Raw genomic sequence first — 21581 nt, forward strand, 5'->3', positions numbered from 1 at the left:
CGAGCATGAAAATAGGATTGGAGCGACCCATGAATGAGGCAGTTCGAAATCCCGGCAAGCCGACCCTTGGGCCAAGCGCTGCGCCGATCATCGAGATCGAGAACCTGTCGATCTCCTTCTTCACCCGCAAGGGCGAGATCCCCGCCGTCATGGACTTTTCCTGCACGGTGATGCCGGGCGAAGCCATGGGCATCGTCGGCGAGTCCGGCTGCGGCAAGTCGACCGTGTCGCTCGGCATCATGCGCGACCTCTCCAACATCGGAAAGATTGTCGGCGGCAAGATCAAGTTCCAGGGCAAGGACATGGGCGAGCTGTCCGACGAGGAGTTGCGCTCCATCCGCGGCAACAAGATCGCCATGATCTACCAGGAGCCGATGGCGAGCCTCAATCCGGCGATGAAGGTCGGCCAGCAATTGATGGAAGTGCCGCTGATCCACGACAAGGTGTCGAAGGAAGAGGCTTACAAAAGGGCGCTCGAAATGGTGCGCTCGGTGAGATTGCCCGATCCCGAACGCATGATGCGTTCCTATCCGCACCAGCTGTCCGGCGGCCAGCAGCAGCGCATCGTCATTGCCATGGCGCTGCTGTCGAAGCCGGCGCTGCTTCTGCTCGACGAACCGACGACGGCGCTCGACGTGACGGTGGAGGCCGGCATCGTCGAACTGGTCAAGGGGCTGGGCGAGAAGTTCGGCACGTCGATGATCTTCGTGTCGCACAATCTGGGCCTCATCCTCGAGACCTGCGACCGCATCACGGTGATGTATTCGGGCGAAGCGGTCGAGACCGGCAAGATCAAGGACGTGTTCGACCGGATGCGTCACCCCTATACGCAAGGGCTGTTCCGCTCGATTCCGCTGCCGGGCGCCGACAAGAATTCGCGGCCGCTGATCTCTATCCCCGGCCAGTTGCCGCTGCCGCATGAGCGGCCCAAGGGCTGCAATTTCGGGCCGCGCTGCCACCATTTCGTCGAGGGCGTCTGCAACGCCGCCGAAATCCCGATGATCGAGGTCGCCGGTCACGAAGGGCATTTCTCGCGCTGCGTGCGCTTCAACGAGATCGACTGGGAAGCGCTGCCTCCCGGCGCCAAGAAGGTCAATGAGAAGGTCGTGCCCGGCGCCCCGGTGCTCAAGATCGAGGATTTGAGAAAATACTACAAGGTCGGCGGCAGCGAAGTGTTCGGCTCCAGCGAAGGCCGCGTCGTCAAGGCCAATGAGACGATCTCGTTCATGGCGCGCGAATCCGAGACCGTCGCCATCGTCGGCGAGTCCGGCTGTGGAAAGTCGACACTGGCCAAGGTCCTGCTGGGGCTGGAGACGGCAAGTGCCGGCACAGTGACGCTGGGCAACAAGGAGATCCAGTCGACCGGCATCGAGAAGCGCAGCGTCGAAACGGTGTCGTCGATCCAGATGGTGTTCCAGAACCCGTTCGATACGCTCAATCCCAGCCACTCCGTCGGCTCGCAGATCATCCGCACGCTGGAAAAATTCAAAGTCGGCAACAATGTCGCCGAGCGGCGCAAGCGCATGCTGGAGCTGCTCGACCTGGTGAAGCTGCCGCGGGCCTTCGAGACGCGCAAGCCGCGTCAGCTCTCAGGCGGCCAGAAGCAGCGCATCGGCGTGGCGCGCGCCTTTGCCGGCGATGCCAAGGTGGTGGTGGCCGACGAGCCGGTGTCGGCACTCGACGTCTCGGTGCAGGCGGCGGTGACCGAGCTCCTGATGGACATCCAGCGCAAGAACAAGACGACGATGCTGTTCATCAGTCACGATCTGTCCGTCGTGCGCTACATCGCCGACCGGGTCGTCGTCATGTATCTCGGCTACATCGTCGAGCAGGGTACGACCGACCAGATCTTCGCGCCGCCCTACCACCCCTACACCGAGGCGCTTCTGTCGGCGATCCCGATCGCCGACACCAGCGTGGTCAAACGGCACATCGTGCTCGAAGGCGACATCCCGTCGGCGATGAACCCGCCGAGCGGCTGCCCGTTCCAGACGCGCTGCGGCTACAAGAGGCTGGTGCCGGACAATCTGTGCGAGACCAAGGTGCCGCCGGTGAAGCATCTCGGCGATGGCCATATGAGCCTGTGCTGGCTGTCGGACGATGTGCTGGCGACGATGGAGCCGGTGATCAAGTTCGACAGGGAACACGCAGCGCATGAGGGCGTGCCGGAAGACGCACCGGATGGGATCGGCCCCGGTTTCGCCGGCGAACCGCCGAAGCGCCCGCATGGCAAGAAGCCGAGCTGACCAGCCATAGAGGCAATGCCGCTCGTTGGCGCATTGCCGCAGCGTCGCCATAGCTCAAGGAACGACAGGCTACGTTCGCTTGAATATTGCTGTCCATTGCTTTATGTGATGCGTGATGTTTGATGCGCGATAGGGAGCATATTGTGAGAACCACACTTGCAATCGATGACGATGTCCTACTTGCGGCCAAGGCCATGGCGCGACAGCAGGATCGCAGCGTTGGCGATGTCATTTCCGATCTGGCTCGCCGCTCACTGCGCAGGCCACCGACCGGCGGTGAACGCAACGGCATCCCCTTGCTTGCATCGCGGCCCGACGGCCCGATGGTCGATCTCGAAATGGTCAATGCGCTTCGCGACGAATTGCCGTGACCTTCCTGCTCGACGTCAATGTCTTGATTGCGTTGATCGATCCGGCTCACGTCGCGCATGAAGATGCCCATCGGTGGTTTCAATCCACCGGGCATTTATCATGGGCAACATGTCCCATTACCGAGAATGGCGTCATCAGGATTGTAAGCAACCCGAAATACCCCAATTCTCCGGGTTCGCCCGCCGTGGTGGCGCAGATTGTCGGCAAGCTGCATGCCCTTTCAGGACATCAGTTCTGGCCTGACGAGATCAGCCTTGTCGGTTCCAACGACATCGATGCAGCCAGGATCCTCACCCCGGCACAGGTAACGGATAGCTATTTGTTGGGACTCGCCAAGGCGCGTGACGGCCAATTGGCGACGTTTGACCGAAAGCTGTCGACGGCAGCGGTAAAGGGAGGGAGGTCGATCCTCCACCTGATCCCAAGCGAATGAATGGCTGAGTTCTGCTTCGATCGCAAACTGCGTGGCTGCAAGACCGCTTGGCAACGTCAGCTGCCGCATTGCTGCAGCTGTTCGGCATAGTCGCGGGCCATCTTTTCGGTCGCCCTGGCATAGCCCTGCACGCCGGCATCGCCACGGTTGCCGCGGCCGTAGGCGGTCCAGCCGAGATAGTAGGCGAGATAGAGATTGTAGGTGTCGTTGCGGGCGACGCCGAACGTGTCTGATGTCTTGGAATGATACCAGCCGACGAAATCGACGGCATCGGCAAACTTGGTCCGCCGCGCCGCCCAGCTGCCGGTTTCGCTCTGATATTGCGACCAGGTGCCGTCGAGCGCCTGCGAGAAACCGGTGGCCGACGAGACATGTTTCCACGGAATGAAGCCGAGCAGTTTGGTACGCGGCGGCCTGGCATTGCTCTTGAAACCGGATTCCTTGCGCACCGTCGCCATCAGCACGGGGACAGGGACGCCGTATTTCTGCGAGGCGCGCTCGGCGGCCGACTGCCAGTTGTCGAACCAGCCGTCGTTCTGGTCGAAGACGGCGCAGACATTGTTGATATGGTTGGGCGGCGTCGCGCAGGCCGGCAAAGCCAGCAGCACGCCAACCGCTACAATTTTACTCAAATTCGAACTACGCATGGAAGACGGATAGGCTGAAATCATAAAGGGAATCTTGCGGCGTTTCTTAACGGCTTGCCGGCCCGGCTCCGCTGAGTGGGACCTGTATCATTATTCCGACCTTTTGCGTCGCCTCTGTCTCCATACGAATTCAAAAATGCCGCCTTGGCTAAAATCACGCCCGCGAAGGGCGGATTTCTGACAGCGATATCCGGATGCCGGCGCTCTGATGCCAGGCATGAATGAACCAAGACGAAAGCGCGGCGCGGAGCGAACCAGCAACCGGGGGCCCGCCGCCATCCCGCAACTTCCACTGCGGCGGGTGACCAATCCCTATCCGCCGATGGCGATGCTCTCAGTCGACCAGGTCGAAACGATCCACCAGGCGTCGATGCATATTCTGGAAAATTTCGGCATCGAGGTGATGTCTCAGCGGGCGCTGGCGCTGTTCGAGAAGGCGGGCGCAAAAGTCGACCATGCGACCGCGAATGTCCGCATCGACCGGGGCCTTGTCGCCGAGGCGCTGAAGACCACGCAGTCCAGCTATCGGCTGACGCCGCGCAACCCCGCCAACACCATTCATCTCGGCGGCAACACGATCAATTTCACCCTCGTCGCCGGGCCGCCCAATGTGCACGACATGGAGCGCGGCCGGCGCGCTGGAAACTTGCACGACTATGCCGATCTGACCCGGCTGGCTCAGCATTTCAACTGCATCCACATGCTCGGCAACCAGGTCTGCGCGCCGGTGGAACTGCCGGCGAACACCAGGCACATGGATACCTATTTCAACAATCTGACGCTGACCGACAAATCTTTCCATGTCTCGGCGATCGGACGAGGCCGGGCGCTGGACGGCATCGAGATGATGGCAATCGCGCGCGGGCTGACGCTGGACGAGATGCGCGATGATCCCGGCATTGCCACCATCATCTCGGTCAACTCGCCGCGGCGTTTCGACGAGATGATGGCCGAAGGGCTGATGACCATGGCTGAGTTCGGCCAGTCGGTGGCGGTGACGCCGTTCACGCTGATGGGCGCGATGAGCCCGGTGACGCTCGCCGGCGCCCTGGCGCAACAGAATGCCGAAGCACTGTTCGGCGTGGTGCTGACGCAACTGGTGCGCCCCGGCGCGCCGGTGATGTACGGCGCCTTCACCTCCAACGTCGACATGAAGTCGGGCGCGCCGGCCTTCGGAACGCCGGAGAACACCAAGGCCAACATCGCCTCGGGGCAATTGGCGCGGCGCTACAATCTGCCCTACCGCACGACACCGGGGTCGGCATCGAATGCGGCGGACGCGCAAGGCGCCTACGAGACGCTGATGGCGCTGTGGGGCGCTGTGCTTGGCCACGGCAACCTCGTCTATCATGCCGCCGGCTGGCAGGAAGGCGGGCTGACGGCATCGTTCGAAAAGCTCATCATCGATGTCGAGATGATCCAGCACATGATGGAATTCCTGCGCCCGATCGTCGTCGACGAGGCGGAGCTTGCTGTCGAGGCGCTGGGCGCGGTGCCGACCGGCGGCCATTTCTTCGGCGAACCGCACACGCTGGAACGCTATGCCACCGCCTTCTACCAGCCGATGCTGTCCAACTGGCAGAATTACGAGGCCTGGCAGGAAGCCGGCGGCCTCGACACCACGGCGCGCGCGACCCGGCTGTGGAAGAAGGCGCTGGAAGACTATGTCGAGCCGGTGATGGACATCGCCGTGCGCGAGGCGCTGGAGGCATACATGGCCAGGCGCAAGGAAGCGATCGGGCAGGGCGAGCCGTGACTTTTTCAGCGTCGGCGCGCGGCGCTGCCTTTCTGATTCACCTTATCTCCTCAACTCATTGATAACAGAGAAAAACTCATGAAATCGCATGCAAAGGTCGTGGTCATTGGCGGTGGCGTCGTCGGGTGTTCGGTGCTGTTCCATCTGGCCCGCCATGGCTGGACCGATGTCGTGCTGCTGGAGCGCGACGAGCTGACCTCGGGCTCGACCTGGCATGCGGCCGGCGGCATGCACACGATCAATGGCGACCCCAACGTCGCCAAGCTGCAGAAATACACGATCTCGCTCTACAAGGAGATCGAGGAGCTGTCGGGGCAGGCGACCGGCGTGCATCTGACCGGCGGCGTGCTGCTGGCGGCGACCGAGGCGCGGCTCGACTGGCTGCGCGGCGTCGTTGCCAAAGGGCGTTACCTCGGCATCGATCTCGAGGAAATATCGGCCAACGAAGCGGCTGAACTGATGCCGCTGATTGATCCCAAGCAGTTCGTCGGCGCCGTTCGCAACAAGGAAGACGGCCATCTCGATCCCTCCGGTGTGACGCATGCCTACGCCAAGGCCGCGCGCAAGCTTGGCGCCGAGGTCGAGCGCTTCACCAAGGTGGAAGACATTGTGCGCCGGCCCGACGGGATGTGGCGGGTCATCACCAACAAGGGCGAGGTCGTGGCCGAGCATGTCGTCAATGCCGGCGGCCTGTGGGCGCGCGAGGTCGGCCGCATGGTCGGGCTGGAACTGCCGGTGCTGGCCATGGAGCACATGTACCTGATCACCGAGGATATGCCGGAAGTCGCGGCGTGGAACGCCAAGACCGGCACCGAGATCATCCACGCCGTCGATTTCGACGGTGAGCTCTATCTGCGCCAGGAGCGCGGCGGCATGCTGATGGGCACCTATGAGAAGGCCAACAAGGTGTGGTCCGAGTTCCAGACGCCTTGGGATTTCGGCCATGAACTGCTGGAGCCGGACATCGACCGCATCGCGCCGTCGCTCGAGGTCGGCTTCCGGCATTTCCCGGCCTTCGAGAGGACCGGCATCAAGCAGATCATCAACGGGCCCTTCACCTTTGCACCGGACGGCAATCCGCTGGTTGGGCCGGTGCGCGGGCTACCGGGTTTCTGGGTCGCCTGCGGCGTCATGGCGGGCTTTTCACAAGGCGGCGGCGTCGGCCTGGCGCTGTCCAACTGGATGATCGAGGGCGATCCCGGCGCCGACATCTGGGCGATGGATGTCGCGCGCTACGGCGACTGGGCGACGATGGCCTACACCAATGCCAAGGTGCGCGAGAACTATTCGCGCCGCTTCTCGATCCGCTTCCCCAATGAGGAACTGCCCGCGGGGCGGCAGCTGAAGACGACTCCGATCTACGATCTGCTATCGGCCAAGGGCGCGCAATGGGGCGTGTCCTATGGGCTGGAAGTGCCGCTATGGTTTGCGCCCGAGGGTGTCAGGGACGAGTTCTCGTGGCGGCGGTCCAGCGATTTTTCCCATGTCGCCAATGAGGTCGCGACGGTTCGTGAGAGCGTCGGCCTGGCGGAGATTTCGAACTTCGCCAAATACAAGGTGACGGGAGAAGGGGCGGCCGCTTGGCTCGACCTGATCTTTGCCTGCAAGTTGCCCAAGCCAGGCCGCATGACGCTGGCGCCGATGCTGAAGGATGACGGCAAGCTCATCGGCGATTTCACGCTGGCCAATATCGGTGCCCCCAATTCCAACGGGACCGAGTGGTTCATCGCCGGCTCCGGCATTGCCGAGCAATATCATATGCGCTGGTTCGAGGCGCATTTACCTGCGGATAGCTCAGTGCGCATAGAGGCGCTGGGCCAGAGGCTGACCGGCCTCGCCATTGCGGGGCCCAAGGCGAGGGAGGTGCTGGCAAAGGTCAGCCGCGCGGATGTCGCCAACACCGCATTCCCCTTCATGGCGGTCGCGAAAATGGACATCGGCACGGCGCCGTGCCTGGTCGGCCGCGTCAGCTACACCGGCGATCTCGGCTACGAGATCTGGGTGGCGCCGGAATATCAGCGCGCTGCCTTCCAGGCGTTGATGGCGGCAGGCGAGGAATTCGGCCTCGGCCTGTTCGGCTCGCGCGCGCTCAATGGGCTGCGGCTGGAGAAAAACTACGGCTCATGGGCGCGCGAATACCGGCCGATCTACGGGCCGCTGGAGGCCGGGCTCGACCGTTTCGTCGCCTATGGCAAGGATGCCGATTTCATCGGTAAAACCGGCGCTCTTGCCGAGCGCAAGCAGGGCGGCAAGCTCAGGCTGCGCACATTTATCCTCGATGCCGACGATGCCGATGTCATCGGCGACGAGCCGATCTGGTACGATGGCGCGGTGCGCGGCTGGGTAACGTCGGGCGGCTATGCGCATCACTCGAAGAAATCCGTCGCCATCGGCTATGTGCCGAAGGAGATCGCAGACAAGAGCGACGGCTTCGAAATCGAACTTTTGGGCAAGCGCCACGCGGCGCGCGTTCAGGCAGCGCCGCTCTTTGACGCGAACTTCGAGCGAATGCGCGCCTGAAGCGCTTCGGCTTCGCCGAGGCGCTTCAGATTCTTGGTGCAAGTCGTTATCCCAAAACCGCTGCGCACTTTTGGGCGACATGCATTAGGCGCGTCAGGTGCTGCGGCGGTTGTCGAGCGCGAAAGCGCCGGCGCCGGCAAACACCAGATAGAGGAAGATGAAGCAGAAGGAGATCGCCGCATCGCCGCCGTTGTTGACCGGGAAGAAGTCGCGCGGATAGTGCGCCATGAAATAGGCGATGGCCATCTCGCCGGCCAGAAGGAACGCGACCGGGCGGGTGAACAGACCGAGCGCCAGCAGGATGCCACCGGCGAACTCCAGGATGCCTGCCGTCGCCGTCAGGCCGCTAAGAGCGTGAGGCTCGGCGCTGACCGGAAAATTGAACAGTTTCTGCGAGCCATGCTCGAGGAACTGCAGGGCCGTCATGATGCGCAGGACGCCGAGTGCCTGCGGCTGAAATCTGGCGAGACCGTCAAAAAGCTTCATCTAAACTCCATTTTTCCAACCATGTGGCCCGGCCATAAATCATCACCCGGCGCTGGACCATTCACTTCCCATGGCCTGTCATCAACAATCGGTGATTGCAATTATTTCCAGTCTGACTTCGAAATTTGCTCTCGTTATGGTTGCATAGATCTCGTTAAGGTTGTATATCTGCGAGTAGACACTCCAAACCAGACGGGTTCCTTCGCCATGAAAAAAGCCGCCATCAGCCTGTTCGCAATCCTCGCAAGCACCAGTTTCGCCATGGCCGCTGATGCTGGCTGCGATGCCTTCAAATGGCCGGTGACACGCGAGCAGGAACTGTTTCCGGCAGCGCCCGCCGCGCAGTCCGGTGCCTCTCTTGCTTTCGGCGAAGCCGCGGATATGGCGCTGGAGCCCGTCGATGCGGTCAGCTTCACGGTCTCACCGCAACGCGCGCCGGCAGCCGGCACGTTCGGCGCGACGGCAAACGTGGCCGTGCCAGCGGAAGGAGAGCTCCAGATCAGCCTGTCCGACGAGGCCTGGGTCGACGTCATTCAGGATGGCCAAGCCGTGAAATCAGCGGGTTTCAGCGGCGTGAAGACCTGCCCCGGCATCCGCAAGAGCGTGCGCTTCAAGCTGACGCCTGGCGCAGCCACGATCCAGCTCAGCGGCGCCAGGAAAGAGAACCTCAAAGTCGCGGTGCTGGCGCCGGAGTGACCGCGCCCGGACGCGCCTCTCATCGCACCGGCAGTGCGATGAGAGCAGTTTCCGTGCAGGCGAGTACCGGAGGGGGTCAGCGGCCCGGCGCGATCAGCGCGAAATAGGCGCCTTGCGGATCGGTGAACTGGGCAATCCATTGGCCGGTCGGCACCGGCATCGGACCCATGACAATCTTGCCGCCATTGTCGGTGACGCGTTTGGCGGCTGCGTCGATGGCGTCGACATTGAAGTAGAACAGCCAGACCGGCACCGGCAGCTGTTGCGGCTTGTTCATGATGCCGCCGCCAGATTCAGGGCCGGCCGAGAAGGTCTGATAGATGCCCATCTCGCCGACGTCCATGCTACCGGCATCGGTCCAGCCGAACTGGCTTGAATAGAAATCGAAGGCCTTCTGGCGGTCGGCCGCATAAAGCTCGTGCCAGCCGACATGGCCCGGCGTCGTTGCCGGAAGGACGGGCTGGTCGGGACCATTGGGCTGCAGGAACATGAAGGCGGCGCCTTGCGGGTCGGCGACGACGGAGAAACGGCCGACGCCGGGAATGTCGTCGGGTTCGCGGTGAACAGCCCCGCCGGCGGCTTTCAGTGCCTCGGTCGAGGCATCGGTATCGCTGGTGTGGATATAGCCGAACCAGGCCGGCTTCAGACCCGTCCTGGCTGCTTCCTCGGGCAGGGTCATCAGCCCGCCGACGCCACGCTCGGCGGAGTTCACCACGATATAGCGCGGCATGCCGGGCGCCTTGTCGAAGGGCTCGGCCCGCCAGCCGACCACGCTGGTGTAGAACGCTTGCGCCGCATCGAGGTCGCTGGTCATCAACTCGTACCAGAAGAAGGGCATTGGGGATTTCGGCATTTTCGGTCTCCTCACCTTCATGCATAGATCGTCGTCCGATCCATCAAAGGACGTTTCAGCGACGCGAATCCGACAGCGAAGCGGAGAAAGTTCAACGGCTGCGTTGACACATCGTTCCGCACTTCGTCCCGCTCGACGCCTTGCACGTGCGGCGGTTTTCGACTTTCCTTGGGCAAACGAGGGGTAGTCGTTTCATGCGCCTTATGTCGCTCACGCCTGAGCTTGTGTCACTGTGTCATCGCGAAGAGGTCGATCCCGGGCCGGACGGCAGCTGGACGCAGCTGAACGACGAGGATTTTCGCACGCTTGCCTTACAGCTCTCCGACGAAGCCGATGCGGGGCCGTTATGGGTGTTCGCCTATGGCTCGCTGATCTGGAAGCCGGCTTTCGAGTCCGTCGAACGCCAGCGCGCCACTGCGTTTGGCTGGCATCGCTCCTTCTGCCTCGACATGGTGCGCTGGCGCGGCAGCGTCGCGCAGCCGGGGCTGATGATGGCGCTCGAACGCGGCGGCCGATGCGACGGCGTCATCTACCGCCTGCCCGACGGCGACAAGCCGCAGCAGATCGAAAGACTGCTGCGGCGCGAGATCGACGACCATGAGAGTGTCAGCTCGGTCCGGTGGGTTCCCGTGCGCACGGAGCAGGGCCGGATACGGGCGCTCGGCTTCTGGGTCGGGGTGACCGGCAGGGGAACGTCGCTCGGGCAGCCGCTGGACACGGTGGCGGGGGTGCTTGCCAGAGCCTGCGGCCATGTCGGCTCGGGCGCGGAATATCTCTACAACACCGTCAGCCACCTCGAGGAATTCGGCATCCGCGACCGCAATCTGTGGCGGCTGCAGCAACTGGTTGCCGACGAGATCAGGTCGATCCATGGCGGCCGCTCAGATGCCAGCCTACAGCTGGCACCTTCGTAGCGAACAGCCACCAATCTTGGCCTGTGCCGGAGCGTATGCGGTTTCAAGGCGTTTCGCTCCCCGGGTGATCAGATCCAAGAAGGAGTGGCTTCACGAGCAATGACCTCAACCGTGCATTCGAGACTGAGCAGCAGAAAATGCGTACAGTCTTCTGTCGGGCCAAGTGTCGATCGCAACCAGTGCGAGTTCTCCACTCGCAGGATCGGCCACCTGTAGGAGGCTTGCCTGCCAGATCCAATCAATGGGATCGAGGTGTCCGCACGGATTTTGGTCAGTCCCAGCATGTCATCATGGGCAGCCAGGGCTACTACCCCTTGAAAATCGATCTTGAGAGTTCGTTCCGATGTCCCGAAGTCGCCTTCGACGGTCAGCTCAAAGTTATTGTCGGATTTTAGACGCCACACCTGACAGGCAGCCAGAGGTAAATCTCCCACGGGCTCCCACCGGTGAGCCGTCTCCCTATCATCGGTCATCGCCTTCTCCGTTGAATGAAAGCCGCGCATCGTGCTCAAGCGCCCTATCATTTCGCGCTGGCCTGGAACAGCTTGCCGCGACTTGGAGCTTGTCGCGCTCCCCTCTTTGAGGACGCAACCGTCACTCATAACATGAGCAACTAAATCATATTATCAGCTAATCTTTTCAGCGGCTTGGGTCGAAAATTGACCAATTGATAAAAAAATAAAACGTGCTAGCCTTCCCCAAAACGAAAACAGGGGAACTGACGATGCCAGAAGGCCAGTTCAAGGACGGCATTGCCGGCGGCCGGCTTGCCGCCGACCAGTACGCCGAGAATTTTTCCGATCTGCATCCGCCGCTCGATCACCACGAAGCGCTGGTCGAATCCGATCGCTGCTATTTCTGCTACGACGCGCCGTGCATGAATGCATGCCCGACCTCGATCGACATTCCGCTGTTCATCCGCCAGATATCGACCGGCAACCCGATCGGTTCGGCCAAGACGATTTTCGACCAGAACATACTGGGTGGCATGTGCGCCCGCGTCTGCCCGACCGAGACGCTTTGCGAAGAGGTCTGCGTGCGCGAGGTGGCGGAAGGCAAGCCGGTGCAGATCGGCCGCCTGCAACGCTACGCCACCGATGTCGCCATGGCCGAGCACAAGCAGTTTTATCCGCGCGCTGAATCGACCGGCAAGTCGGTCGCCGTCGTGGGCGCCGGACCGGCCGGTCTTGCCGCGGCCCACCGGCTCGCCCGCCAGGGCCATGACGTCACCATTCTGGAAGCCCGCCCGAAGGCCGGCGGCCTCAACGAATACGGCATCGCCGCCTACAAGAGCATCGACAATTTCGCCCAGGCCGAGGTCGACTATGTCACGGGGATCGGCGGCATCGATATCCAGAACGGCAGGGCGCTCGGCCGCGACTACCAGCTGTCGGATCTGATCCGGAATTACGATGCGGTGTTTCTTGGCATGGGACTTGGCGGCGTCAACGCGCTGCGCGCAGATGGCGAGGAGGCCGATGGCGTCGTGAATGCGGTCGAGTTCATCGCCGAGCTACGCCAGGCCAGCGATCTTGCGAGCCTGCCGGTCGGCCGGCGCGTCGTCGTCATCGGCGGCGGCATGACGGCGATCGACGCCGCGGTGCAGTCGAAGCTGCTCGGCGCCGAGGAGGTGACGATCTGTTACCGGCGCGGCCAGGAGCATATGAACGCCTCCGAGTTCGAGCAGGATCTGGCCGCCGCCAACGGCGTCACCATCCGCCACTGGCTGCAGCCGAAGCGGGTCATTGCCGAAGGCGGCAAAGTGTCGGGCATCGAACTCGAATACACCGCCATGAACGGAGACAAGCTCGCCGGCACCGGCGAGACGCTAACGCTCCCCGCCGACCAGGTGTTCAAGGCGATCGGCCAGAGTTTTGTGCCGGCAGCCCTCAACGGAAGCGGTGCCTCGATCGACCTCGAAGCCGGCCGCATCAAGGTCGATGCGGAAGGGCGAACCTCGCTCGCCAATGTCTGGGCCGGCGGCGACTGCATTTTCGGCGGCGATGATTTGACGGTCTCGGCCGTCGCGCAGGGCCGCGACGCGGCTGAGAGCATCAACCGGGCACTGGCTGGAGGAAGCTGGAATGCCTAACGTCGTCAAGTTCGTTGGAGCTTTAAGCACGAGCCTGTTGCTGTTTTCTGCCAACGCCTCGGCGGCTCATCGTGTGACCAGATATTTTGATCAACCGGACGTTCGCGCAGGGGAGGCGTTCTCTCCTATGCTTGGGTGCGGGAACGAGGAGCTCATCTCTGGAGGTTACGCGCTTGATATCCCGCCGGCCAACCCTACTGCGTTGGTTGTATCGGCAAGTTATCCGTTTAGCGACCATGTGTGGCAGGTCGTCGTCCGAAACGTTTCGAGTGAGCCTGTAGCAGTTCAGATGACTCTTGTTGTGATCTGTAGCTAGCGGAGAGAGTTATGACCGACATCCGCAACAATTTCGTCGGCATCAAATCGCCCAATCCGTTCTGGTTGGCCTCGGTAAAGCCGACCCGCTTGATCAACCGGGCACTGCGATGATCGCGCCGATCCTCGCTGCCGTCATCGGCACCGCGGCATTGCCGGCGGCTTCACCGGACTATTGGCTCTATACGCAATGGTGTGACGCGAAGGGTGAAGAGCGGATGTCCGTCGAGGCATCCGGTGTCGGCTTCAGCGAGCACACGATCTGCCAATGGACATCCGGGCCGCCAAGCGGCGATCATGTTGAGACAAGGATTTCATGCGCCAGCGTCTATCTCAACGGGGACGAGACCGTGCGCATGGATGAAAAAATGGTCGGGCTGGAAGCGCGCAAGGGCGATCCGGACCAGATCACGGTAACGGTCGAAGGTGAACCGCCATCGGTTTTTCTTCGATGCGAGGAATGATCCGATAGGCAACGCTTTAAGGTGGCGGTAAGCCCGCCACGGCCAGAGGAGAAAGACCCATGGCAGACATCCGCAACAATTTCGTCGGCATAAAATCGCCCAATCCGTTCTGGCTGGCTTCGGCGCCGCCGACCGACAAGGCCTACAATGTCATCCGCGCCTTCAAGGCGGGCTGGGGCGGCGTCGTGTGGAAGACGCTGGGCGAAGAAGGTCCGCCGGTGGTCAACGTCAACGGCCCGCGTTATGGCGCGATCTGGGGGGCGGACCGGCGCCTGCTCGGCCTCAACAATATCGAGCTGATCACCGACCGCGATTTGCAGGTCAATCTGCGCGAGATCAAACAGGTCAAGAAGGACTGGCCCGACCGCGCCATCGTCGTCTCACTGATGGTGCCATGCGTCGAGGAAAGCTGGAAGGCGATCCTGCCGGTGGTCGAGGAGACCGAAGCCGACGGCATCGAGCTCAATTTCGGCTGCCCGCACGGCATGTCGGAACGCGGCATGGGCGCGGCTGTCGGCCAGGTGCCTGAATACATCGAAATGGTAGTGCGCTGGTGCAAGGCCAACACCCGCATGCCTGTCATCACCAAGCTGACGCCGAACATCACCGATGTGCGCAAGCCGGCGCGCGCCGCACTCTCCGGCGGAACCGACGCGGTGTCGCTGATCAACACCATCAACTCGATCACCGGCGTCGACCTCGACAGTTTCGCGCCGCAGCCGACCATCGACGGCAAGGGCTCGCATGGCGGCTATTGCGGCCCGGCGGTGAAGCCGATCGCCATGAACATGGTGGCCGAGATCGCCCGCGATCCGGAAACGCGCGGCCTGCCGATCTCCGGCATTGGCGGCATCACCACCTGGCGCGATGCGGCTGAATTCATGGCGCTCGGCGCCGGCAATGTGCAGGTGTGCACGGCGGCGATGACTTACGGCTTCAAGATCGTGCAGGAGATGATCGCCGGTCTCGAAAACTGGATGGACGAGAAAGGCCACGCCTCGCTCAACGACATTGTCGGCCGCGCCACGCCCAACGTCACCGACTGGCAGTATCTCAACCTCAATTACATCGCCAAGGCGCATATCGACCAGGACGCCTGCATCAAATGCGGCCGCTGCCACATCGCCTGCGAGGACACTTCGCACCAGGCAATCACCAACATGGTCGACGGCGTCAGGCATTTCGAGGTGATCGAGGCCGAATGCGTCGGCTGCAATCTGTGCGTCAATGTCTGCCCGGTCGAGAACTGCATCACCATGGAGCCGCTGGCCGCCGGCGTCATGGACCAGCGCACCGGCAAGCCGGTGTCGCCGATCTATGCCAACTGGACGACGCACCCGAACAACCCGATGGCCAAGGTGGCCGCAGAGTAGGGAACGGGTCGAAGAAAAAAGCGGCGCTTTCGAGCGCCGTTTTTCATTTTACTATTGCAGATAAAATCTATCTAGGATAAAAGATATCCATGAATAGGAGCGCAACATCGTGAAACTGGGCGAGGGTGTAGAAGCGGCCATCCATTGCGCGGCCACACTGGCCAGCGTGGAGGGCAACAGCACGATACCGGGTGCTGCTTTGGCAGAGTCCTTCGGCCTGTCGCCGAGCTATCTGCTGAAACATCTGAACCAGCTGACTGCTGCGCGCATCCTGGAATCGGTGCCGGGACCGGCGGGCGGCTACCGGCTGGCGCGTCCGGCCGAGCGCATCACGCTGCTCGATATCGTGCTTGCGGTCGAGGGTCGCGAGCCGGCCTTCCGCTGCGGCGAGATCCGCCAGCGCGGCCCGGTCAAGATCGATGCTTCGGCCTATGTGAAGCCGTGCGGCATCAATGCCGCGATGCTGAAAGCCGAGCGTGCCTATCGTGCCGCTCTCGCGGAAACCCGGTTGTCCGACATCGTGGCTGACTACAAGGCCGAAGGCGATCCGCGATCGTTTGCCGCCAGCTGTGCCTTTGTGGCGCGCCATCAGCGGCCGCAGAAACCCGCTTCGACCAAACAGATTTAATCCCCCGCAAACAGATGTGAAAGGAAAGACGATGAAACAGAGACTGCAATTCTTCGCCAAGGCGCCTGAGATCATGAAAGCCGTGTCGGCGCTCAACAAGGCGGTCGACGAATGCGGGCTTGAAGTGAGCCTGCTGCATTTGATCAAGCTCCGCGCCTCGCAGATCAATGGCTGCTCCTACTGCGTCGAGATGCATAGCCGCGAGGCGAGGCGCGATGGCGAAACCGAGACACGGCTCTATCTGGTTTCGGCCTGGAAGGAGTCGCCGCTGTTTTCCGAGCGCGAACGCGCGGCGCTTGCCTGGACCGAGGCAACGACCCTGATCGCCAACAATGGCGTTTCGGACGAACTCTATGCCCGCACGCTAGAGCACTTCTCGGAAGAGGAACTGGTCAAGCTGTCGGTCGCGATCGGCATGATCAACACCTGGAACCGGCTCTGCATCCCGTTCCACGCCATTCACCCGATGCCGGCTGCCAAAGCAGCCTGACCGTCCGGTTAGTCATGGAGCGCCGTCGAAAGGGCGGCGCTCCAATTGTTTCAAGACCTAATGTTTTTAAGGGGAGCGTTTATGCCTGTCGATTTGCCTTCTTGCCTGTTGTTTGTCGGCCGCCTTTTGCTCGGCGGCGCCTTCGTCGTCGCCGGCCTGCGCAATGTCCAGAACGAGGCCTTCCTGACCGGGCTGATGACTGCGCGCGGCGTGCCGCAGGCCAAGCTGGCGCTGTGGGCCGGCATCGTCCTGCAGACCATTGCCGGCGCGCTGGTGATGGCAGGTGTGTGGACCGCGATCGCAAGTGCTGTGCTGGTGCTGTTCCTCATCGTTGCCACGCCGATGTTCCACAATTTCTGGGACCATCAGGGCCCGGACCGGGCGTCGCGCATCAATGGCTTTGTCGGCAATGTTGCGCTGGCCGGCGGATTCCTGACGCTGATTGCGCAGTCGCTTTAGCGACTACGCCGCGTAGCGCAAACCGCCATCGCAGGTCAGCACCTGGCCGGTCATGAAGCCGTTGGAGACGAGAAAGGCGATTGCGCCGGCGACGTCCTCGGCGCGGCCGATCCTGCCCACCGGGGTTTTGCCGGCATATTCGCTGAACACCGCCTGCCGCTGGTCTTCGGCCAGAAAATCCCACCATGGCGTGTCGATGACGCCGGGCGCCACGACGTTGACGCGCAGAGGCTTCAGTTCGACCGCCAGGATCGGCACCACCGTCAGCAGCATGCCGTTGACGGCGGCAATGCCAGCCACGCCGGGCGCCGACAATTGGGCGGACACCGCCGAGATGAAGGTGACCGATCCCGATCTGTCGAGCGTCGGCAAGGCAGACTGCAGGCAGGACAGCTGCGGCCGGACTTTCTCGTCGACGCCGCCGGCGATGTCTGAGAGGTCGAGGGTTTCGAACGGCCCAAGTCCCTTGCCGCCGCTGGCGGCCAGCACGAGGTGATCGAACGGTCCGAGTTCCCCAAAGAACTGGCGAACTTCGTCCGGCTTCGAAGCATCGAAGGCAGCTTTTTCGGCGGCGCCGCCGAGGCTCTTCCAGGCGCTGGTGAGCTTGTCCTGGTTTCGTCCGGTGATGGTCACCTTCATGCCTGGGCCCAGCAGTTTTCGCGCCGATGCGAGGCCGATGCCGGATGAGCCGCCGATGACGACCGTGTGTTCGATCTTGCCGGTCATGAATGCTGTTCCTTCGATTTTGGGGAAGCCTGGCCGACGAGGTCGAGGCTCAGGGTTCGCAATTGCTGTCTGGCCTTGGCATCATAGGCTTGTGCGTCGGCGCGGGCCTCCCTTTGGCCGTCGAAATAGAGGCCGCTGCGGCCCTCCAGCGCGGGCGATGTCGCGAGGTTGAGAATGGCGTCGGCGCCGGTCTCGACCGAGCTCCATGGCGTCACGCCGGCCTGGCGGACCATGGTGGTGTTCATGTAGCTCGCTGGATGCAGAGCGTTGACGGTGACGCCGCTGCCTTTCAACTCTCCGGCCAGGTCGATGGTGAACAGGATCTGCGCCAGCTTGCTCTGGCAATAGGCGCGCACGCCGTCATAGGAACGTGTCAGCATGACATCGCCGAAATCGATCGCCTGCTGGCCGGCCGAAGCGACGTTGATGATGCGCGCCGGCGAACTCGCCTTGAGCAGCGGCAGCAGTTCCGAGGTCAGCAGGAAACCGGCGAGATAGTTGACCGCAAAGCGCAGTTCGAAGCCGTCGGCGCTGAGCTGTCGCTTGGCGCCGGCCGTGCCGATGCCGGCATTGTTGATGAGGATGTCGAGCCGGTCGGTTTTTGCGCGTACGGCCTCGGCAAGGCGGCGGACCTCGGCTAGCGAGGCGAGGTCGGCGGCGAGGAACTCGGCTTTGCCGCCGGCGGATTCGATTTCTGCGACGGTTGCCTTGCCGCGAGCCGCGTCACGGCCATGCACCAGCACGCGCGCGCCGCCGGCGCCCAGCCTTTGCGCGACGACACGGCCGACGCCGTCGGTCGAACCGGTGATGAGGATTGTCTTGTCTTTCAGATCCATATTCAGAGCCTCCATCTCTCTGGATGGAAGATGGGGCGCCTGACGCAGCCCAAACAGTTCAAACTTTATCCTGGCATCAATACTGCTATAATAGCTCTCATGGATGCTCCCACGCACTCCGCTGAAGACAGCCGCCGGCGCGAGCTTGGCGCCTTCCTGCGCTCGCGCCGCGAAAGATTGACGCCGTCCGCCACCGGCATCGCGACCGGCCTGCGGAGACGCACGCCAGGCTTGCGTCGCGAGGAAGTGGCGATGATCGCCGGCGTCGGCACCACCTGGTACACATGGCTAGAGCAGGGGCGCGAGGTCAGACCCTCGGTGGAGGTGCTAGCGGCGCTCAGCGAAGCGCTGCGCCTCGACGCCGTTGAAAGGCGGCATCTGTTCATCCTGGCAGGCCGCCAGCAACCGGAGAACCGCGTGGCTGCGCCGGAAAAGGTCGATGGCCCGCTAATGCATATGCTGGAGAGCCTGGTGCTGCAGCCGGCCTATGTCGTCGGGCGGCGCTGGGATGTGCTGGCCTGGAATCCGGCGGCGGTAGCGGTGTTCGGTGATTATGGCCTGCTAGAGGGCGACGCCCGCAACATCGTCCACATGGTGTTCACCAATCCGCATCACCGGCGCCTGCTGGTTGACTGGGAGCAATTGGCGCGCACCGTGCTGGCCTCGTTCCGGGCGGAAAGCGCCCGCTATGTGGGCGATGCGGATTTCGAGCGGCTGATCGTGCTTATGACGCGCTCAAGTCCGGAGTTTCGCGACTGGTGGCCGCAACGCGACGTGGCACGCCGATTGTCGGGGGTGAAACATGTCCGACATCCGAGCGCCGGCGCCATGACGTTCGAGCATATGAGCCTGTCGATCGACGACGGCTCGGACATGAAGCTGATCGTCTACACGCCGCTGGCCGAACAGAATTCGATCGAGAAGCTGCAGAATTTGCTTGAGGCGATGCCGGCGGAGCGCCGCAGCGCCTGACGCCCAAAGGTCAGCCCTTCGGCTTCAGCCCATCAATGAACAACTGCTCCAGAAAGCGCGCCGCATCCTCGAAGCGGCCGTCGCCGCCGGGATCGGCGCCGAGCACGGCACGGACCTGGACATCGAAATCGGCATAGTGCTGCGTCGTCGCCCAGATCGAAAAAATCAGGTGCCAGGGATCGGTGCGGGCGATTTTTCCCGCGCGCATCCAGCCCTTGATGACGTTGGCCTTCTCGTCGACCAGTGTCTTCAGTTCACCCGCCAGCAGCGGCATGATGCGTGGCGCGCCTTGCAGGATCTCGTTGGCGAACAGCCGGCTCTCCCTGGGAAAATCACGCGCCATTTCGAGCTTGCGCCTGATGTAGCTCCTGAGCTCGGTCAGGGGATCGCCGATATCGTCGAGTTCGCGCAGCGGCGCCAGCCAGGTCGCCAGCAGCCGCTCCATCAGCGTCTCGTGAATGTCTTCCTTGCGGCGGAAATAATAGAGCAGGTTCGGCTTCGACATCCCGGCGGCCTCGGCGATCTGGTCGATGGTCGAACCGCGAAAGCCGTTGGCGGAGAAGACTTCGAGGGCTGCCTCCAGGATCAGTTCGCGCTTTTCCTGCTGGATGCGGGTGCGGCGAGGGGCTGAGCCTTCCATGGCGCCGCTCACCCCTGCAAGCCTTGGCCGCAGGGTTCATCTGGACCAATTCTCTGGACCAGTTTTTCTCTTACCCGTGGAGCGCACTTCGCAGGCCGCATTTTCGCTAGTAATCCCTTGACCGCCGACAGGGCGGTGCTAACGTTTGTCCAATCGGTCAAAAATTTGCGTAGCATGAAAACGCAGCAAAGACCAAGCTTTGGAAAGACCAAGCGTTAGCCGCACCGAAACAGGTTACAAGGGGAAGTCTTGGTCATGTCCAACCGGCTGAAAGTCACGCCGAACGATCTCAGCGCATTCTGGATGCCGTTCACCGCGAACCGGCAGTTCAAACAGGCGCCACGCATGTTCGTGTCCGCCAAGGACATGCACTACACCACCAGCGACGGCCGCAAGGTGCTCGACGGCACCGCCGGCCTGTGGTGCGTCAATGCCGGCCATTGCCGTCCCAAGATCACGGAAGCGATCCAGCATCAGGCGGCCGAACTCGACTATGCGCCGGCCTTCCAGATGGGACACCCGATCGTGTTCGAACTGGCAAACCGCCTGGTCGATCTCGCGCCCAAGGGCATGGACCATGTCTTCTTCACCAATTCCGGTTCGGAATCGGTCGAAACGGCGCTGAAGATGGCGATCGCCTATCACCGTGTGAAGGGCGAGGGCGCGCGCACCCGCCTGATCGGCCGCGAACGCGGCTATCACGGCGTCAATTTCGGCGGCATCTCGGTCGGCGGCATCGTCACCAACCGCAAGATGTTCGGCACGCTGCTCGGCGGCGTCGACCACATGCCGCACACGCATCTGCCGGAAAAGAACGCCTTCTCCAAGGGCGTGCCGGAATATGGCGCGGAACTCGCCAACGAGCTGGAGCGCATCGTTGCCCTGCATGACGCCTCGACCATCGCCGCCGTCATCGTCGAACCGGTCGCCGGCTCCACCGGCGTCATCCTGCCGCCGAAGGGCTATCTGCAGAAACTGCGGGAGATCTGCACCAAGCACGGCATTTTGCTGATCTTCGACGAGGTCATCACCGGTTTCGGCCGTCTCGGCGCGCCGTTCGCAGCGGATTATTTCGGCGTCACGCCGGACATCATGACCACCGCCAAGGGCGTCTCCAACGGCGTCATCCCGATGGGCGCGGTGTTCGTGAAGAAGGACATCCACGACGCCTTCATGACCGGCCCCGAGCACATGATCGAGTTCTTCCACGGCTACACCTATTCGGGCAATCCGATTGCGTGCGCCGCGGCACTCGGCACGCTCGACACCTACAAGGAAGAGGGCCTGCTGACCCGCGGCGAGGAACTGGCGCCCTACTGGGAAGATGCGCTGCATTCGCTGAAGGACGAGCCGCATGTCATCGACATCAGGAATATCGGCCTGATCGGCGCGATCGAACTGGCGCCGATCGCCGGCAGCCCGACCAAGCGGGCCTTCTCGGCCTTCGTCAAGGCGTTCGAGCGCGGCGCGCTGATCCGCACCACCGGCGACATCATCGCGCTGTCGCCGCCACTGATCATCACCAAGGGCCAGATCAACGAATTGATCGACCATGTCAGAGAAGTGCTGAGGGCGATCGATTGACAAACCGGGCGCGGATAGCCCTCCCCCTCGAGGGGAGGGTGGCCGCGAAGCGGTCGGGTGGGGTCGGTGCGACCGGACG

At 62.5% G+C, this 21581-nt stretch carries 23 protein-coding genes; 16 read left to right on the forward strand and 7 right to left on the reverse strand.

The window, feature by feature from the left end; genetic code table 11:
- Window positions 1–29: 29 nt before the first annotated feature.
- The 3 genes from NKK50_RS01380 to NKK50_RS01390 all read left to right on the forward strand — a co-directional run bounded on the left by NKK50_RS01380 (window position 30) and on the right by NKK50_RS01390 (window position 3051).
- Window positions 30–2246, forward strand: a complete 2217-nt coding sequence (locus tag NKK50_RS01380) for a dipeptide ABC transporter ATP-binding protein (protein ID WP_023804942.1) — start codon at window positions 30–32, stop codon at window positions 2244–2246.
- A gap of 143 nt (window positions 2247–2389) precedes the next feature.
- Window positions 2390–2617, forward strand: coding sequence for a hypothetical protein (locus NKK50_RS01385; RefSeq protein ID WP_023668191.1), 228 nt, complete (start codon window positions 2390–2392; stop codon window positions 2615–2617).
- Window positions 2614–3051 carry a TA system VapC family ribonuclease toxin gene (locus NKK50_RS01390; protein WP_023682204.1) on the forward strand — a complete coding sequence of 146 codons (438 nt, stop codon included), beginning with the start codon at window positions 2614–2616 and terminating at the stop codon, window positions 3049–3051. The genes NKK50_RS01385 and NKK50_RS01390 overlap by 4 nt, the downstream gene beginning before the upstream one ends.
- Before the next feature lie 56 nt (window positions 3052–3107).
- Here NKK50_RS01390 and NKK50_RS01395 read toward each other — a convergent pair whose 3' ends face one another.
- A complete protein-coding gene (locus NKK50_RS01395; protein WP_023682203.1) occupies window positions 3108–3698 on the reverse strand; it encodes a transglycosylase SLT domain-containing protein in 591 nt (196 codons plus the stop codon).
- A gap of 217 nt (window positions 3699–3915) precedes the next feature.
- Here NKK50_RS01395 and NKK50_RS01400 point away from each other — a divergent pair, with 217 nt between their 5' ends.
- Together NKK50_RS01400 and NKK50_RS01405 are read left to right on the forward strand one after the other, a co-directional pair.
- Window positions 3916–5454: a trimethylamine methyltransferase family protein gene (locus tag NKK50_RS01400; protein ID WP_023815599.1), complete on the forward strand. Its 1539-nt coding sequence runs from the start codon at window positions 3916–3918 to the stop codon at window positions 5452–5454.
- 78 nt (window positions 5455–5532) lie between these two features.
- Complete coding sequence (locus NKK50_RS01405) at window positions 5533–7974, forward strand: GcvT family protein (RefSeq protein ID WP_023804946.1); 2442 nt, start codon at window positions 5533–5535, stop codon at window positions 7972–7974.
- A gap of 93 nt (window positions 7975–8067) precedes the next feature.
- Here NKK50_RS01405 and NKK50_RS01410 read toward each other — a convergent pair whose 3' ends face one another.
- Window positions 8068–8460: a DoxX family protein gene (locus NKK50_RS01410; protein ID WP_023735991.1), complete on the reverse strand. Its 393-nt coding sequence runs from the start codon at window positions 8458–8460 to the stop codon at window positions 8068–8070.
- Between the two features lie 207 nt (window positions 8461–8667).
- Between NKK50_RS01410 and NKK50_RS01415 the strand changes: the two genes are divergently transcribed.
- Window positions 8668–9156 carry a hypothetical protein gene (locus tag NKK50_RS01415; RefSeq protein ID WP_023735990.1) on the forward strand — a complete coding sequence of 163 codons (489 nt, stop codon included), beginning with the start codon at window positions 8668–8670 and terminating at the stop codon, window positions 9154–9156.
- 76 nt (window positions 9157–9232) lie between these two features.
- Here NKK50_RS01415 and NKK50_RS01420 read toward each other — a convergent pair whose 3' ends face one another.
- Window positions 9233–10009, reverse strand: coding sequence for a VOC family protein (locus tag NKK50_RS01420; RefSeq protein WP_023699644.1), 777 nt, complete (start codon window positions 10007–10009; stop codon window positions 9233–9235).
- A gap of 194 nt (window positions 10010–10203) precedes the next feature.
- On the opposite strand from NKK50_RS01420, the gene NKK50_RS01425 reads away from it, so the two are divergent.
- Entirely contained in the window at window positions 10204–10923 is a 720-nt protein-coding gene (locus tag NKK50_RS01425; protein ID WP_023699643.1) for a gamma-glutamylcyclotransferase, read from the forward strand.
- A gap of 68 nt (window positions 10924–10991) precedes the next feature.
- Here the strand turns inward: NKK50_RS01425 and NKK50_RS01430 are convergent, their stop codons facing one another.
- The gene (locus tag NKK50_RS01430; RefSeq protein WP_156935986.1) at window positions 10992–11435 is read right to left on the reverse strand and encodes a hypothetical protein; all 444 of its coding nucleotides are present in this window, start codon (window positions 11433–11435) and stop codon (window positions 10992–10994) included.
- A 212-nt stretch (window positions 11436–11647) separates the two neighbouring features.
- On the opposite strand from NKK50_RS01430, the gene NKK50_RS01435 reads away from it, so the two are divergent.
- The 7 genes from NKK50_RS01435 (at window position 11648) to NKK50_RS01460 (ending at window position 16744) form a co-directional block, all read left to right on the forward strand.
- Window positions 11648–13015, forward strand: coding sequence for an NAD(P)-dependent oxidoreductase (locus tag NKK50_RS01435; RefSeq protein WP_352543034.1), 1368 nt, complete (start codon window positions 11648–11650; stop codon window positions 13013–13015).
- Window positions 13008–13331, forward strand: coding sequence for a hypothetical protein (locus tag NKK50_RS31305; protein ID WP_023729384.1), 324 nt, complete (start codon window positions 13008–13010; stop codon window positions 13329–13331). Before NKK50_RS01435 ends, NKK50_RS31305 begins: the two co-directional genes overlap by 8 nt.
- Before the next feature lie 109 nt (window positions 13332–13440).
- Window positions 13441–13794, forward strand: coding sequence for a hypothetical protein (locus tag NKK50_RS01440; RefSeq protein WP_352543035.1), 354 nt, complete (start codon window positions 13441–13443; stop codon window positions 13792–13794).
- A gap of 59 nt (window positions 13795–13853) precedes the next feature.
- Window positions 13854–15167 carry an NAD-dependent dihydropyrimidine dehydrogenase subunit PreA gene (gene preA / locus NKK50_RS01445; protein WP_023729383.1) on the forward strand — a complete coding sequence of 438 codons (1314 nt, stop codon included), beginning with the start codon at window positions 13854–13856 and terminating at the stop codon, window positions 15165–15167.
- A 109-nt stretch (window positions 15168–15276) separates the two neighbouring features.
- Window positions 15277–15795, forward strand: a complete 519-nt coding sequence (locus NKK50_RS01450; RefSeq protein ID WP_023668205.1) for an RrF2 family transcriptional regulator — start codon at window positions 15277–15279, stop codon at window positions 15793–15795.
- Between the two features lie 31 nt (window positions 15796–15826).
- Complete coding sequence (locus NKK50_RS01455; RefSeq protein WP_023668206.1) at window positions 15827–16285, forward strand: carboxymuconolactone decarboxylase family protein; 459 nt, start codon at window positions 15827–15829, stop codon at window positions 16283–16285.
- Between the two features lie 81 nt (window positions 16286–16366).
- On the forward strand, window positions 16367–16744 hold the full coding sequence (locus NKK50_RS01460) for a DoxX family protein (RefSeq protein WP_023699639.1): 378 nt from the start codon (window positions 16367–16369) through the stop codon (window positions 16742–16744).
- 3 nt (window positions 16745–16747) lie between these two features.
- Here the strand turns inward: NKK50_RS01460 and NKK50_RS01465 are convergent, their stop codons facing one another.
- Entirely contained in the window at window positions 16748–17470 is a 723-nt protein-coding gene (locus NKK50_RS01465) for an SDR family oxidoreductase (protein ID WP_352543036.1), read from the reverse strand.
- Window positions 17467–18306: an SDR family oxidoreductase gene (locus NKK50_RS01470; RefSeq protein WP_352543037.1), complete on the reverse strand. Its 840-nt coding sequence runs from the start codon at window positions 18304–18306 to the stop codon at window positions 17467–17469. The genes NKK50_RS01465 and NKK50_RS01470 overlap by 4 nt, the downstream gene beginning before the upstream one ends.
- Before the next feature lie 99 nt (window positions 18307–18405).
- On the opposite strand from NKK50_RS01470, the gene NKK50_RS01475 reads away from it, so the two are divergent.
- A complete protein-coding gene (locus NKK50_RS01475) occupies window positions 18406–19278 on the forward strand; it encodes a helix-turn-helix transcriptional regulator (RefSeq protein ID WP_023697054.1) in 873 nt (290 codons plus the stop codon).
- A 10-nt stretch (window positions 19279–19288) separates the two neighbouring features.
- Here the strand turns inward: NKK50_RS01475 and NKK50_RS01480 are convergent, their stop codons facing one another.
- Window positions 19289–19918, reverse strand: coding sequence for a TetR family transcriptional regulator C-terminal domain-containing protein (locus NKK50_RS01480; RefSeq protein WP_352543038.1), 630 nt, complete (start codon window positions 19916–19918; stop codon window positions 19289–19291).
- A 255-nt stretch (window positions 19919–20173) separates the two neighbouring features.
- Here NKK50_RS01480 and aptA point away from each other — a divergent pair, with 255 nt between their 5' ends.
- Entirely contained in the window at window positions 20174–21502 is a 1329-nt protein-coding gene (gene aptA / locus NKK50_RS01485) for an omega-aminotransferase AptA (protein WP_352543039.1), read from the forward strand.
- The last annotated feature ends 79 nt before the right edge of the window (window positions 21503–21581 follow it).

The organism is Mesorhizobium sp. M0001 (assembly GCF_040324255.1).
Classification (GTDB): Bacteria; Pseudomonadota; Alphaproteobacteria; order Rhizobiales; family Rhizobiaceae; genus Mesorhizobium.